General features: G+C 43.4%; 13 protein-coding genes. 9 read left to right on the top strand and 4 right to left on the bottom strand.

Going from position 1 to position 14,721, the window contains the following annotated elements; translation table 11 throughout:
• Positions 1-8 precede the first annotated feature (8 nt).
• The 4 genes from HOO90_RS06050 to flhB are packed head-to-tail and all read right to left on the bottom strand — an operon-like array spanning position 9 to position 5,575.
• Positions 9-848: a MotR gene (locus HOO90_RS06050; RefSeq protein ID WP_292840828.1), complete on the bottom strand. Its 840-nt coding sequence runs from the start codon at positions 846-848 to the stop codon at positions 9-11.
• Positions 841-2,319 (bottom strand): flagellar biosynthesis protein FlhF, encoded by a 1,479-nt coding sequence (flhF, locus tag HOO90_RS06055; protein ID WP_292840831.1) that lies wholly within the window; start codon positions 2,317-2,319, stop codon positions 841-843. Before flhF ends, HOO90_RS06050 begins: the two co-directional genes overlap by 8 nt.
• Entirely contained in the window at positions 2,316-4,400 is a 2,085-nt protein-coding gene (flhA, locus tag HOO90_RS06060) for a flagellar biosynthesis protein FlhA (RefSeq protein ID WP_292840834.1), read from the bottom strand. The genes flhF and flhA overlap by 4 nt, the downstream gene beginning before the upstream one ends.
• Entirely contained in the window at positions 4,400-5,575 is a 1,176-nt protein-coding gene (flhB, locus tag HOO90_RS06065) for a flagellar biosynthesis protein FlhB (protein WP_292840837.1), read from the bottom strand. The genes flhA and flhB overlap by 1 nt, the downstream gene beginning before the upstream one ends.
• 719 nt (positions 5,576-6,294) lie before the next feature.
• Between flhB and flhD the strand changes: the two genes are divergently transcribed.
• The 9 genes from flhD (at position 6,295) to HOO90_RS06110 (ending at position 14,480) form a co-directional block, all read left to right on the top strand.
• Positions 6,295-6,615, top strand: coding sequence for a flagellar transcriptional regulator FlhD (gene flhD, locus HOO90_RS06070; protein ID WP_292840840.1), 321 nt, complete (start codon positions 6,295-6,297; stop codon positions 6,613-6,615).
• Positions 6,616-6,652: 37 nt separating this feature from the next.
• Positions 6,653-7,210 carry a flagellar transcriptional regulator FlhC gene (flhC, locus tag HOO90_RS06075; RefSeq protein WP_292840843.1) on the top strand — a complete coding sequence of 186 codons (558 nt, stop codon included), beginning with the start codon at positions 6,653-6,655 and terminating at the stop codon, positions 7,208-7,210.
• Between the two features lie 51 nt (positions 7,211-7,261).
• Entirely contained in the window at positions 7,262-8,197 is a 936-nt protein-coding gene (locus HOO90_RS06080) for a trans-aconitate 2-methyltransferase (protein ID WP_292840846.1), read from the top strand.
• 268 nt (positions 8,198-8,465) lie between these two features.
• Positions 8,466-9,326 (top strand): flagellar motor stator protein MotA, encoded by an 861-nt coding sequence (gene motA / locus HOO90_RS06085; RefSeq protein ID WP_292840848.1) that lies wholly within the window; start codon positions 8,466-8,468, stop codon positions 9,324-9,326.
• 41 nt (positions 9,327-9,367) lie between these two features.
• On the top strand, positions 9,368-10,303 hold the full coding sequence (gene motB, locus HOO90_RS06090; RefSeq protein ID WP_292840851.1) for a flagellar motor protein MotB: 936 nt from the start codon (positions 9,368-9,370) through the stop codon (positions 10,301-10,303).
• 126 nt (positions 10,304-10,429) lie between these two features.
• Positions 10,430-10,978: a chemotaxis protein gene (locus HOO90_RS06095; protein ID WP_292840854.1), complete on the top strand. Its 549-nt coding sequence runs from the start codon at positions 10,430-10,432 to the stop codon at positions 10,976-10,978.
• A gap of 144 nt (positions 10,979-11,122) precedes the next feature.
• Complete coding sequence (locus HOO90_RS06100) at positions 11,123-11,491, top strand: response regulator (protein WP_292840857.1); 369 nt, start codon at positions 11,123-11,125, stop codon at positions 11,489-11,491.
• 59 nt (positions 11,492-11,550) lie between these two features.
• The gene (locus tag HOO90_RS06105) at positions 11,551-13,968 is read left to right on the top strand and encodes a chemotaxis protein CheW (protein ID WP_292840859.1); all 2,418 of its coding nucleotides are present in this window, start codon (positions 11,551-11,553) and stop codon (positions 13,966-13,968) included.
• Complete coding sequence (locus HOO90_RS06110) at positions 13,965-14,480, top strand: chemotaxis protein CheW (RefSeq protein WP_292840862.1); 516 nt, start codon at positions 13,965-13,967, stop codon at positions 14,478-14,480. Before HOO90_RS06105 ends, HOO90_RS06110 begins: the two co-directional genes overlap by 4 nt.
• Positions 14,481-14,721: the final 241 nt, after the last annotated feature.

Raw genomic sequence — 14,721 nt, forward strand, 5'->3', positions numbered from 1 at the left:
CCTCTAAGCTAGATAAATGATGCCTGATTATTGGCGGCACTAAGTTCTTGTTTGCAATAAACGGGTTTGTAATCTAAACGTTCTGCCAGTTGTTTAAAGGCGCTAGAAGCAGCCGCCATCGGAAATGCATCAATTACCGAGCGACCAAGTTTGGCGGCACGGTTAAGGTGATCATCGTTAGGTATCGCACCAAAAAATTCCAGTTCAATTTGCATAAAACGTCTTGCCACTTGAGCAATGTTGTTAAAAACAATTTGCGCCTGCGCATCGCTTGCATCCTCAACCACAATGCCAAAAGCTCGTCGACCTAATTGGCTGCAAATTTGTTTAATTAAGGTGTAAGCCTGCTTGATGGATTCTGGACGACGTGTGAGCTGGACGATGATTTCACCTTGGTTAAGAATTTTTAAGGGCAATAGATTATTTTCATTGAGAGTTGCATCAACCAAAACAATTTCATACTGACGCGCGAGCTCACCAAAAATAGCATTCACTTGGCTGTTTAGCTTACTGTCTTGTGCAATATTGAATTGATTTTTCTGCATGAGCTTGCTTATGCTAAAGCCATGTGGAGTGCTGGCAATGGCCGCTTCTATTGAATGGCTTTCGTTGGCAACATCAAATAAGGATGGCAAATTATTTGCGTTATAGCTCGATTCACGGGAGTTTTCAGAAGCATGCACAATCAGTACATCGCTGCCATGGCAACATATAGTTGCGGCGAGGTTCGTCATCATGCGTGGCTGGTCATGGTTAGTTGCTGCGGAAATGATAGACACTACCCTAGGCTTTGGTGCCGCCATAATACGGCGTAAGCCTGCAGCTTGATCGTTTTGAAAATTAGACATGGCTCAACCCCGCTAATTGTGTTGTTAATGTATTGCCAACGGTGTTGCCCATGACAAACGGCAACTCATCTGCCAAGAACTGAAAAGCTTGATTGCAGTTTGCTTTAAGATTTAATGCATGCTGAATCAAATAGGCTTTATTGGCGAGATGGATATCTTCAGGCACACGTTGTCCATTCGCTACGTAGAATAATTTCAGTTTTTCCCGAATCACCACATCCAGGGCGTTACCTATGGTCGCGGCTTCGTCTAACTTGGTGATAATGCATCCATCTAAACCTTTGCCTTTATAGGCTTTAATCACGTCAGCCAGTGTTTCACCTGTGCTGGTTGCATTTAGACACAACAGTTTTTTAACCGGTAAATTGGTGCTTGAAAGCATGGCAATTTGCTCGGCTACCATGCGGTCGCGCTGGCTCACACCTACTGTATCAATCAGAATAGTGTGTTTGTTTTTAAGTTCATTGAGTGCAATTTTTAAGTCAGCTTCGTCTTTCACGGCGTGAACCATTACGCCAAGAATTTTGCCGTAGATTCGGAGTTGCTCGTGACCGCCAATACGATAAGCATCTGTGGTAATAATGCCTAAGTTTTGCGTGCCGTGCTTCATAACATAACGTGCCGCTAATTTTGCCGTGGTTGTGGTCTTGCCTACACCTGTTGGGCCAATCAAGGCAAAAATACCACCTTGGTCAAACACTTCAGTTTCATTTTCAATGGTGTTTAAGTTAATGCCGAGAATCGACTTAATCCAAGCGGTTGCTTTATCTTCCGCTAAGTTTTCAGGCATTTTTTCTGTGAGTTGTCTTGATAAAGCAGCGCTAAAACCAGCGGATAAAAGATTGCTCAATATTTTAGACTTTACCGGGTCGCGTTGCTGAATGTTGCCCCATGAAATAGCGGTGAGTTGCGATTCAATCACGCTACGCATATTGCGCATTTCGTTGAGCATTTCAGTGATTTGTGCACTTGTTTGTGGCTGACCAAGTTTTTCAGCCATGGCAGGGCGGCTTAATGAAGCACTGCTTGGTTTCACTTGGGGAGCTGCTGGTTTAGCTGCTACTTGCGGTTTATTCAGCGCTACGCTTCTTTTTTGTTCTGCACGTTTAATGATTTCGTCGTAATCATCCATCTCAGCTATAAACGGTTGTGTAGTAAATGGCTCTTCAAGACCGTTTTCTAGGAAGGTCGTATTTTCTAGGCTAGCATGGGAATCCGCCGCTTGTGCGCGATTATTCTTATGCAATAGCGAAAGCAGTGTTGGCGGGTCGATACTTTCCTCGCTCACTTTAAATGGGCGATTTTCATCTCTAGCCACCATGGCGTTCATGTCTTCTTCTCTGAAGGCCATGATTTCATTGCCGCCATTCATCGCTCGATTCGAGAGAATCACGGCATCGTCGCCTAACTCTTTTCGCACCATGCTCAGTGCTTCGCGTGAGTTTTTTCCGAAAAAACGTTTAATGTTCATGCTGAACCTCCAATAAGACTAGTGACACGTATGGTTTTTGAATCTGGTAATTCTTCGTGAGAAAGCACACGAAGATGTGGTATGGCGCGGCGTAAGAATTTTGATAACGCTGCACGTAATGGGGCTGAAACCAATAATACGGGCGTCATACCCATTTGTTCTTGCTGTTTTGCTGCTGCTTCGGCTTGTTTAGAAAGTGTTTCTGCCATGCCAGGTTCAATCGCAGAGCCAGTTGGACTGTTGCCTTGCATGGCTTGAGTTAACAAGCGCTCCAAGTTGCTGTCTAAAGTCATCACCGTAACTTCGTTGCCAGTGGGGAATAATTGCTGCACGATAGCGCGGCCAAGCTGAACACGCACAACGGCAGTCAACTCGCTGGTATCTTGTGTTTGCGTTGCATATTCCGATAGGGTTTCAACAATCGTGCGCATATCCCGAATATGCACGCCTTCAGCTAATAAGTTTTGCAACACTTTTTGTATCACAGCAAGTGACAATAATTTAGGGGTTAAGTCTTCTACCAATTTAGGTGCATCTTTGCTGATATGGTCTAGCAGTTGTTGCACTTCTTGGCGACCCAATAATTCACCTGCATGCAGCGAGATGATGTGGTTTAGATGCGTTGCAATCACAGTACCTGCGTCTACTACGGTATAGCCCATGTTTTGAGCTTCATCGCGCACGCTGCTATCAATCCACACCGCAGGCAAGCCAAATGCAGGGTCAGTCGTAGCAACACCAGCGAGTTGGCCGGATACCATGCCAGGGTCAATCGCCAAATATTGGCCATAATTAGACTCGCCGCTGGCAATTTCCACGCCTTTTAGGGTAATGCGGTAGTTAGAAGGTTTAAGTTCCAAGTTGTCGCGAATATGTACTGTTGGTGCTAAGAAACCAACTTCTTGGGCAAATTTCTTACGTAAACCTTTAATGCGTTTAAGTAAATCGCCACCTTGCGCTTTATCTACTAATGGAATTAAGCGATAGCCAACTTCAAGGCCAACCACATCCACAGGGGTAACGTCATCCCAGCTTGCTTCCTCAAGGTTAGAGATAACTTCCACTTTTTCCTCTACGATAGGCTCAGCTTCCGCCGATTTTTTCTGTTCAGCAATGATGTAAGCCATGCCAGCCAACAAGGCGGCGAGTAATAAGAATGCAAAGTGTGGCATACCAGGAATAGCGCCCATGCCGCCGATGATGCCCGCAGTCACATAAACCACTTTTGAGTTAGAGAATAATTGTGTGACTAACTGACCTCCAATATCTTCATTATTCGCAACACGAGAAACCACTACACCCGCGGCCACCGAGATAATGAGCGAAGGAATTTGTGCAACCAAACCATCACCAATTGCTAACATGGTGTAGTTTTTAACGGCATCGGCAAAGGCGAGATCATGTTGCACGATACCCACCACTAAACCACCAACGATATTGATGATAATCACCATAATGCCGGCAATCGCATCACCACGTACATATTTACTTGCACCGTCCATTGCGCCGTAGAATTCTGATTCCTGACCCACTTCTGCACGGCGACGGCGAGCTTCATCTTCGCCAATTAAACCAGCGTTTAAGTCTGCGTCAATCGCCATTTGTTTACCTGGCATCGCGTCTAAGGTAAAGCGTGCGCCAACTTCAGCGATACGGCCTGCACCTTTGGTTACTACGGTAAAGTTGATGATTGTCAGAATCACAAATACCACGATACCCACAGTGTAGTTGCCGCCAATCAAGAAGTGGCCAAAAGCTTCAATCACTTTACCTGCAGCATCAGGTCCATTGTGGCCTTCTGCCAATACTACTCGGGTAGACGCCACATTTAGCGATAAGCGCAACATGGTTGTCATCAGTAACACGGTTGGAAAGGCAATAAAATCAAGCGCTTTTCTAGTTTGCAAACCAATAAGCAAGACCATGATTGAAATGGCGATATTGAAGCTGAATAACACATCCAGAACAATGGCTGGCAATGGCAAAATCATCATTGCTAACAGCAATATAATGATTAGCGGCGCCGCTACATTGCGGCTACCTATTGTTTTCATCCAGCTTGGTAGATTAAGCGAGTTCATCAGGCGGGTACTCCAGCATCTAGATTATTTGCCGCTGGTAATAAACTGTGCGGATCTAATTCATCTGGCACAGGTACAGCTTTCGGCACTTCTGGTTGAAAGCCGCCAGCTTTTTTGAAAATGCGCATTTGAAATACATAAGCTAAAACTTCAGCGACAGCAGAATAAAGGGCTTCAGGGATTTCGCTACCAAGTTCAGTGTGGGCATACAGTGCACGCGCTAATTTAGGTGATTCCATAATAAGCACTTGATGTTCACCAGCAATTTCACGAATCTTCAAAGCAACAGCATCTGCACCCTTAGCAACCACTACTGGTGCGCGCATGCCTTCGTCCTGATATTTAATGGCGACGGCATAGTGGGTTGGGTTGGTAATCACTACATCGGCATTTGGAATCTCAGCCATCATTCTGCGTCTAGCCATTTCGCGTTGTTGCTGACGAATCTTGGCTTTGATTTCAGGATTACCTTCAGACTCTTTCGATTCTTGACGCACTTCTTCTTTGGTCATTTTTAGTTTTTGCGCGTATTGATAAAGTTGGTAGGGCACGTCAATGGCAGCAATCACTACTAAAGTGCTGACAATGGTTAAAAATCCCATCAGCATCAAATCACTGACTTGTGCAATGCCAGATTTCAGCGGCAATGAAGAAAGCGCCAGAATAGGCTCCATGTCATGAGATATAACAACGTAAGCCACAATTCCCACCAGCATGACTTTAGCGATAGATTTAATTAGCTCTACGGCGGCACTTTTTGAAACAATATTACCCAAGCCTTTTAATGGATTCAGACGGCCAAATTGTGGTAAAAACGCTTTACCACTGAAAACCCAACCGCCAATTATGATAGGCGATGCAATTGCCACAACCACTAGTACTAAGGCTAGTGGAGCGAATGCCAGTAATAAGTCATAGATAGAGTGGCTGATTCTCATTAGTAACACGATCGGGTCAAACGCCGCTTGGCGGTCAAAATGCAAGCCAGAACTCATGGTGGTCATTAGCGCTTGATTAAGATGGTCGCCCATCATTAAGATCGTCAAGCCAGTGGTGAAAAGCACAGTCACAGTGGCCAACTCGCGTGAGCGTGGCACATCACCTTCTTCGCGCGCTTTTTCAATGCGCTTGGAGGAAGCCTGTTCTGTTTTTTCTAAATCGCTGTCTTCAGCCATGACGATTCCCAATGTTTAGTTCAAATAGTTAATTCAATTGTTAATTAATGCAGATTAATTCGCGACTTCTTTTATTTACTGCATAGGATGAATTATGCGTTGCGATAGTGCGATTGTATCTTTGGAATAAAAGGGTGAAAGCGGCCCATTCTTTAAGTCGATGTGACTTTTTGACTCTAAAAAGCAAGCCAAAATTAGCATATTTATAATTATTTTTAATAATTAATTTATTTAAAGTCAATTACTTAAAAAATAAATGAAAATATTTTCAAATAAACCCTAAAGTTTTTTAAAGTGTGGCCGATAAAAACTTATTCGATGAAACCGAAAATGTTTTTTGTAGAAAAATTAAAGTATTTGAAAAATAGGCCATAAACAGTTTGAGTTGTTTGTATTGAAGTCAGCGAAATGCTGGCGCAGCTAGAGCTTAACGGTAAATTACTGTAAAACTTTAGAAAATTTTAGGATATTTATTTAAAATGAAATTACTGATATAAAGAAATTTTAGCAGCACTTAAAGTTGTAAGTGTTTGAAATATATAGCTTCTCATAGCCCATGTAGGTGTTTGTAAGACAAACACCTACATGGGTCTGTCCGCTTGTCTTACTAAAAATACCGACAAACCCTAATTGTTAACTGATGTTAAGAAGTTCAAAGTACAACCCATACGCGCAACACATTATTTACAACCGAAGTAAAAATGAATGGGGAAATAAAAATGAACGAATTTGAAATGATGTCAGAAATTAAAGATGCCAATTTGAACTACTTAATGTTGGCTCAACAATTAATCCGCTCAGATAAAGCCACTGCAATTTTCCGTTTGGGTATTAGCAAAGATATCGCAGATTTATTGGAAGGTTTAAGTAACTTGCAGTTATTAAAACTCAGCAGCACAAATATGATGCTAGCACGTTTCCGTTTTGATGACAGTGCAATTTTGGGAATGCTAACCAATTACACCAAAGATCGTGCACAAGCCCACTTGCATACTGCCGTGTTAATGGCAGGCCAAAATGCCGAAGCATTGGCCCACTAAATCAATATCAGCTTAATCGTAAGTTAAGGAGAATATAATGGAAAAGAAAAGCGTAGTAAATGAATCAGAACAAATTCAATTGGCAATCAAAATGATTAAATTAGGTGCAAGATTGCAATTGCTTGAAGCGCAAACAACATTATCACGTGAACGTTTGATTAAATTGTACAAAGAGTTAAAAGGCGTATCGCCACCAAAAGGTATGTTGCCATTCTCAACCGATTGGTTCTTAACCTGGCAGCCAAATATTCATTCATCTATTTTCTACAATATATACAAATTCATGGTGGACTATACCGATGAAAAAGGCATTCATGCCATCATTAAAGCCTACAGTTTGTACTTACAACAAGTTGAGCAAGAAGGCGAAGAAGAGCCCGTATTATCCATGACACGTGCTTGGACATTAGTGCGCTTTGTTGAAAGTAAAATGTTAAAACTACAAAACTGCAATTGCTGTGGTGGTAGCTTTATTGTCAACAGCTATGACTTGAATCATCAATATGTTTGTAACTTATGCCACGTGCCTTCACGTGCAGGCAAAACCAAAAAAGCCAAAGAATTGACTTATAAAGTAGTGGCGATGACGGCCTAATTGCAAAGGCTAAAAAGTAATAATATTTAAATGCTTACATGGTATTAGATGATGCAAGAAACCCTGAATAAATTGAGTTTAAACCAGACAAGGCAACAAGCGCAGTCGCTTCATTTAATTCAGTCTGAAAAGTTGGCAGTCAGTAAGCCATTCGATAAGCAGGGCATTGATAGGCAGGCAATCGAAGCAATTACAGCAAAAATACGAAAAAAAATTCGTATAGTACCCGCCGCAAAAGCTGTTTTGATACAAGGCGGGGCATTGATGACTGTGTTAGCAAGCACCCAAATGATGGGTTGGTTTGCAGCCAATTATATGGCAATTACCTTAAGCTTTTCAATTTTTAGTTTAGTGTTGATGCAAGCGTTTTTTGCTGCAACCTTGTCTAAATTCGCAGGCATGGCAAGTTGGTGGCGTTGGATACACCTAGCTTTTCCCCTCGCTGCATGGGCTTTATTGCAATGGCATGTGCCAAGTGAATTGTATTTAATAGGCTTCATTGTCAGCTTAAGTCTATTCTGGACGACGTTCCGCACACAAGTTCCCTTTTTTCCATCACGTCCAGTTGTCTGGCAGCAAGTAGCTAAAATTATTCCGCAAACACAAGTGGTACGGTTAGTTGACATTGGCAGTGGGCTGGGCGATATGTCGATGTACATCGCCAAGGCTAGGCCAGATAGCCAGATTGAAGGCATCGAGATTGCACCATTACCGTGGATAATCAGTATTGTCCGAGCCAAATTCCGCCGTTCGAAAGCTGTTTTTAAATTGGGCGATTATAATGCCCTGCAGTTTGCAAACTACGATGTAATTTTTGCCTATCTTTCCCCAGTCGCCATGCAGAATCTGTGGGAAAAGGCCAGTCAAGAAATGCTGCCAGGCAGCTTGCTGATCAGCCTTGAATTTGAAATACCAGGTATTCCCCCCACCATGCGTATTGCGGGAAATGAAAATTCACCTGCAATTTATGTGTGGAAAATCGCCTAACAAATTTACTGCCCCACTAGCGTTTCTTCCTTTCGAGAACGCTTTCTCCGTCCAATACAAATCCAACAGTAATTCATCTACACGCCTTATTTAAAGGCGTTTCTAGTAATTGGGTTAATTCAATCCTTGGATACAAAACACAATATAAGCCTAAAAACACGCCTTTATTCCACAGATTGATTTACACAAGCGATTGCTATTCTGTAAGCAATTATTAAACCCAATTATTAAACCAAAGTAATTTTTACCAAGTCTGGAGTGCTTAAATATGTTTGTCATTATTGGTTACGTTGTGATCTGCGGCACAATTTTTGGCGGCTATGCCATGGCAGGCGGCCATTTAGGCGGCTTGTGGCAACCGTTGGAAGTGCTAATGATTTTTGGTGGTGCTTTAGGTTCATTTATTGTAGGTAATGACAATAAAGCACTTAAAGCAACAGCCAAAACATTGCCTAGCATATTTAAAGGCTCCAAATTTACCAAAGCACTTTACTTGGATTTACTGGCCTTGCTATTCGAGATTCTTTCCAAAATTCGCAAAGACGGCATGATGTCGATTGAAAACGATGTGGAGAATCCAGAAGCCAGTCCGCTGTTCAGTAAATATCCAAAGTTACTGCACGATCATCACCTGACTGAGTTTATTACCGATTATTTACGCTTAATGGGTTCAGGCAACATGGATGCTTTTCAAATTGAAACTTTAATGGAAAGTGAAATCGAAACGCACCACATGGAAGGCCATGTGCCAGCGCATTGTATTGCTAAGTTGGGCGATGCTTTACCTGCCTTTGGTATCGTGGCTGCGGTGATGGGCGTAGTACATACCATGGAAAGTTTACATTTGCCACCTAACGAATTGGGCATTTTGATTGGTCATGCGCTGGTGGGTACCTTCCTGGGGATTTTGCTGGCTTATGGGTTTGTCGGTCCGCTTTCTGGCTTGTTAGAACAAAAGCTAGAAGAGAGCACCAAAATGTATAACACGGTAAAAGTCACCTTAATTTCCAGCCTCAATGGATATGCGCCAGCAATAGCGGTGGAATTTGGCCGCAAGATTCTTTATTCAACCGAGCGTCCAGGCTTTGCCGAGCTTGAAACGCACGTTAAACAAACCAAGAACAAATAGCAAATTGTTACGCAACGCAATGACTGAATACGGAGCATGTAATGGCTGAAGAACGCGTAAGACCGATTATCGTAAAGAAGATTAAAAAAGGCGGTGGTGGCCACCACGGCGGGGCTTGGAAGATTGCCTACGCCGACTTTGTGACCGCTATGATGGCCTTCTTCTTGCTGATGTGGTTGTTAGGCTCAACTTCAAAAGCACAAAAAGAAGGTATTTCGGATTACTTTAAAACACCATTAAAAGTGGCCATGATGGGCGGTACTTCGGTGGGTGCCAGTGATACCTTGATTAAAGGTGGTGGTGGTAAAGATTTTACTAAAAAGTCAGGCCAAGTAAAAAAAGTAGACGGCCCTGATGGTAAGAAAACCGCGATTGATGCTGAAACCGCCAAAAAAGCTTTAGAGAAAGAAGAAAAAGTTAAGTTAGAAGAGCTGAAAAATAAAATCGAGAAGGCGATTGAAGATAGTCCAAATTTGAGTAAGTTTAAAAACCAATTATTGCTGGATATTACCTCTGAAGGTTTACGCGTGCAGATTGTCGATGAACAAAATCGTGCCATGTTTAACTCTTCTAAAGCCGAGTTACAGCCTTATGCCAAGCAGATTTTGCAGGAACTTGGCCAGATGTTCAATGGTGTGACCAATAAAATCAGCTTGTCTGGTCATACCGACGCAACGCCATACCCTAATGGTGAAAAATCCTACAGCAATTGGGAGCTTTCTTCAGACCGGGCGAATGCCTCTCGGCGAGAACTGGTGGCAGGCGGTATGGATGAAACCAAATTACTGCGTGTAGTTGGCCTGTCGTCAGCTAGCTTGTTTAATAAAGAGAACCCGTTTGATGCAACCAATCGCCGCATCAGCATCATTATCATGAATAAGCAAGCCGAAGAAAATGCCTTAAAAGATGGTGCGTCTATTGATGTTCCAGCCGATTCTGCGGCTTCGGATGTAAGTAAGGCCATGCTTACGCCCTAAACAAGCGCTACCTGTTTAGGCCCAACTAGGCTTTTGTAAATTTAAGCAATAAAAGTAAAAAATAGAATTGATTAGTTTAACTGGTCGTATTCGCTAAATTGAAATGCAGCACTTTGGAACATGATTATGAACATGAAAACATTACCAACAACCGAATTAAGAAGCTTGCTCGCTGCGGTATCAGACCACGGCAAACAACATTTGGTGGAAGTAGAAGCCGATTTACTGCAAACCACCTTTTTGCTGAGCGAGGCAATCGAGAAGTTAGGTGCAAGCTTTATGGCGGTTCACGAAGCCGTTACCGAGCAACAGCAAGTGCTGAATGCCTTGTTAGAAGCGCACAAGTTTGATGTGGCCGAGACCAAAAAGCTGGAAGAGTTTAAGCAAAAGATTGGTCAAGAAGTAAATGCGGCGGTGACTGGCTTGCAGTTTCAAGACCTTACTAGCCAATTGCTCAACCGCACCATTCGGCGGGTAAATGGCTTAAAAGACTTGCTGCACGAGTTGGGTAACCACAGCAATGATATTGATCCAGACCACGAGCATGAAGAAATTGCCAAGTTTTTAGACGAAATGAGTCATAGCTTGCATGAAGGAAGCCGCACCTTGTCGGGCGGCTTAAGACGTTCCGTTGACCAGCAAAATATGACAACAGGCGACATTGACCTTTTTTAATATCGATTTTTGAAACTATTTACCAGTAATGGCTAAAAATAAAGCGATCGCAACCGTTAAGTAGTAGGTGATGACCGGAAAAGTATTGAAGTTTTTGAATTATTAACTATTAGTAAGTTTAACAACGAAAAGTGAGTGTATGAAATGGCAAAAACAATTCTAGCAGTAGATGACTCAGGTTCTCTTCGTCAGATGGTGGCATTTAGCTTAAAAGCCGCTGGTTACGATGTGGTGCAGGCGGTCGATGGTCAGGATGGCCTAGATAAAGCTAAGCAAAAGACTGTAGACCTCGTGTTGACAGACCAAAACATGCCAATCATGGATGGTTTGACGCTCATTAAAAATCTGCGTGAATTAGGTTCGTATCAAAAAGTGCCAATTTTGATGCTCACAACAGAATCTAGCGATGAAATGAAAGCAAAAGGCAAAGCCGCTGGTGCCAATGGTTGGTTGGTGAAACCGTTTGATCCAAAACGCTTGATTGAAGTAGTTCAGAAAGTCATCGGGTCGTAAAGATCACTCCTACAAAATAATAGTTGTCGGAAGAGTAAATAGATAAATGGAGTACAGCAATGACAATTGATATGAGTCAGTTTTACGAGGTCTTTTTTGATGAGGCAGAGGAGTTGCTCGCTGAAGCGGAGCGATTGTTGCTAGACATCGACATAGAAAATCCTGACGTTGAAGATTTAAACGCCATCTTTCGCGCCGCGCACTCCATCAAAGGTGGCGCTGCGACGTTTGGCTTTATGGACATGACCGAAATTACCCATGTGCTGGAAAATCTGCTGGATAAAATTCGTAAAAATGAAATGGCGCTGACCGCAGAACATGTGGACGCCTTTTTGGCTGCTAAAGATGTGCTGAAAATGGAAGTTGATGGTCATCGATTAGCTACCGAAGTGGATCAAGAGCAAGTGGCCGATGTGAAAATGATGCTGAAGTCACTCTCTGAAGCAGGTGGTTTAGTAGCTAAGCCAGCACCCGCTGCGTCAGTGGTTGAAGCAAAACCTGCCGAACCTGAAATTGCAAAACCAGTTATTGAAACGCCAGTCGTTGCACCGCAAGCTGCCGATGGCTTAACGCATTTTCATATATTCTTGCCTGAAATATCCGATAAAGATGCAAGTAATCTGCAAGAAGAATTGAGCTTATTAGGCGCAGTAGAAGCGACCAAGAATGCGCATGGGCGCCATGTGTTTGTCTTAGCCACTGACTCAACGCAAGACGACATTATTTCTATCTGCTCGTTTGTTCTTGACCCGAATGATTTAGTCATTTCTTTGGCACCACATGCCACAGCAACACCAGTGCCTGCACCTTTAGCATCTGCCTCTGCTGCGCCAAGTGCACAGGCGGCACCAGTTGAAGATCCTGGCTATGGTTTATTTGACGATAATGATGTGGTTGAAACGAAGGTTAGTTCTTCCCAGACAAACACTATAGAAAAAGTAAAAATTGAAGAAGAGGTCGGTTACGGTCTATTTGCCGTGGATGGTAAAGAAAACGAAGAAGAAGGTTACGGTTTCTTTGCACCCTTTAAGCCGCATGCAGACGCTGCAGTTGCCACTTTGATTGGTGACGATACCGTAGCCACCGAAGAAAACTCAGGCAAAGCAGAAGTTGAAAAGCAAGCGGAAGTCAGCAAAGCTGAAAATACTGCTGCAACAAATACCGCAACCGCCAGCGCCGCTGAACAAGCCGACCGCAGAAACCAAGGCCGCCGTGAATCAGACAAAGCGCCTGCCAGTGCAGAAACTTCATCGATTCGTGTTGGCATTGAAAAAGTCGACCAACTGATTAACCTCGTTGGCGAATTGGTGATTACGCAAGCCATGATTGAGCAGCGCATTAGCAATTTAGACCCCGTACAACATGAGCCACTTATTAACAGTGTTGGACAGCTCACACGTAACACGCGCGATTTGCAAGAATCTGTCATGTCGATTCGTATGATGCCGATGGACTTTGTATTTTCACGCTTCCCGCGCATGGTGCGCGATTTAGCTGCCAAATTAGGCAAAAAAGTAGAGTTCGTTACTGTGGGTGCAACTACGGAGTTAGACAAAGGTTTAATCGAGCGCATTGTTGACCCCTTAACCCATTTGGTGCGTAACAGTGTAGACCACGGCATTGAATTGCCCGCAGGCCGTAAAGCGGCGGGTAAGAACGAAACTGGCACGCTTACACTTTCTGCCGCACACAAAGGCGGCAGTATTGTAATTGAAGTGACGGATGATGGCGCAGGGCTGAACCGCGATAAATTACTCGCTAAAGCCAAAGCCAACGGCTTAACCGTTAGCGAAAACATGAGTGACAGCGATGTGTTTAACTTAATCTTTGCACCAGGCTTTTCAACTGCCGAAGTCGTTACCGATGTTTCAGGTCGCGGTGTGGGCATGGACGTGGTGAAACGTAATATTGCCGCCATGAATGGCGTGGTGGAGATTCGTTCCGCACTCGGTTACGGCACCACAATATCCATTTCATTACCACTCACCTTAGCGATTCTGGATGGTATGTCCGTTTCTCTGGGCAACAGCATCTACGTGATTCCGCTCAACCTCATTGTAGAAACCTTGCAACCGCGTGCTGAAGACATTAAAACCGTGACAGGTGAAGGCCGCATGGTGCATGTGCGTGGCGAGTATTTGCCAATTATCGCGCTGCACAGCTTGTTTAATCACCGCACTGACATTACCGACCCAACCGAAGGCGTGCTGGTGTTGCTGGAATCCGACGGTAAAAAATCCGCTTTGTTTGTTGATCGCTTAGTCGGCCAGCAACAAGTGGTGATTAAGAGCCTAGAAACCAATTACAGAAAAGTGCCAGGCGTATCGGGTGCCACCATCATGGGTGATGGCGGAGTGGCACTTATTCTGGACGTTTCAGCCATTATTCAAATGGGACAAACCACTAATTATCTGACTGGCGCTTTGCCATTCGCACACTATGCAAATCAAGCAATTCCTAAGGAGCTTACAAAATGAGTACAGAAAATATTAGCAGTGCCAATACAAAAAGCACTTCTGTTAAATCCACAAGTGCCGCAGGCGAATATTTGACGTTTGTATTAGGTGAAGAACAATACGGCCTGGAGATTTTAAAAGTGCAAGAGATTCGTGGTTATGACGCCGTGACGCAAATCGCTAACACGCCAGATTTTATCAAAGGTGTAGTTAATCTACGCGGCAAAATCGTGCCGATTGTAGACCTGCGCATCAAGTTTAACTTAGGCAAAGTGGAATACGACGAATTTACCGTGGTGATTATTTTAAATCTCAATGGCCGCGTAGTCGGCATTGTGGTGGATGGCGTATCCGACGTGATGGCGCTGAAAGAAGAACAAATCCGCGATGTGCCATCGCTGGTATCAAACATTGATACCAAATATATCGTCGGCCTTGCCACGGTAGAAGAGCAAATGTTTATTTTAGTGGATATTGAACAGCTGATGAACAGCCAGGAAATGGCATTGATTGAAGCGGTGGCCGTGCATTAAGTTGCATCTGTCATTCTGACGCAGGTCAGAATCGCGTGAATAGGAATTAAAAGTAAGAGCAATAGAACGGATGCGCTAGTAAGCACTAGATGCTGAAACAAGTTCAGCATGACAGTAAAAAGTAAGCAAATTTAAATTTGAAATAAATATTCCTAGTATTTTAAAAAAGTTAGAAAGAAGCGAATCATGAAAATTAACATGCCAGTCACCAACAATGAAATCACTTTTGATGATGCTCAAT

This window comes from Methylotenera sp. (genome assembly GCF_013141425.1).
Classification (GTDB): domain Bacteria; phylum Pseudomonadota; class Gammaproteobacteria; order Burkholderiales; family Methylophilaceae; genus Methylotenera.

Bases quoted from the DNA above. Each gene is read 5' to 3' on its own strand.
- motB (WP_292840851.1), top strand. From the start codon at position 9,368: ATGGCTGAAGAACGCGTAAGACCGATTATCGTAAAGAAGATTAAAAAA.
- HOO90_RS06080 (WP_292840846.1), top strand. From the start codon at position 7,262: ATGCAAGAAACCCTGAATAAATTGAGTTTAAACCAGACAAGGCAACAA.
- flhD (WP_292840840.1), top strand. From the start codon at position 6,295: ATGAACGAATTTGAAATGATGTCAGAAATTAAAGATGCCAATTTGAAC.
- HOO90_RS06110 (WP_292840862.1), top strand. From the start codon at position 13,965: ATGAGTACAGAAAATATTAGCAGTGCCAATACAAAAAGCACTTCTGTT.
- flhC (WP_292840843.1), top strand. From the start codon at position 6,653: ATGGAAAAGAAAAGCGTAGTAAATGAATCAGAACAAATTCAATTGGCA.
- HOO90_RS06050 (WP_292840828.1), bottom strand. From the start codon at position 848: ATGTCTAATTTTCAAAACGATCAAGCTGCAGGCTTACGCCGTATTATG.
- motA (WP_292840848.1), top strand. From the start codon at position 8,466: ATGTTTGTCATTATTGGTTACGTTGTGATCTGCGGCACAATTTTTGGC.
- HOO90_RS06100 (WP_292840857.1), top strand. From the start codon at position 11,123: ATGGCAAAAACAATTCTAGCAGTAGATGACTCAGGTTCTCTTCGTCAG.
- flhB (WP_292840837.1), bottom strand. From the start codon at position 5,575: ATGGCTGAAGACAGCGATTTAGAAAAAACAGAACAGGCTTCCTCCAAG.
- flhF (WP_292840831.1), bottom strand. From the start codon at position 2,319: ATGAACATTAAACGTTTTTTCGGAAAAAACTCACGCGAAGCACTGAGC.
- flhA (WP_292840834.1), bottom strand. From the start codon at position 4,400: ATGAACTCGCTTAATCTACCAAGCTGGATGAAAACAATAGGTAGCCGC.
- HOO90_RS06105 (WP_292840859.1), top strand. From the start codon at position 11,551: ATGACAATTGATATGAGTCAGTTTTACGAGGTCTTTTTTGATGAGGCA.
- HOO90_RS06095 (WP_292840854.1), top strand. From the start codon at position 10,430: ATGAACATGAAAACATTACCAACAACCGAATTAAGAAGCTTGCTCGCT.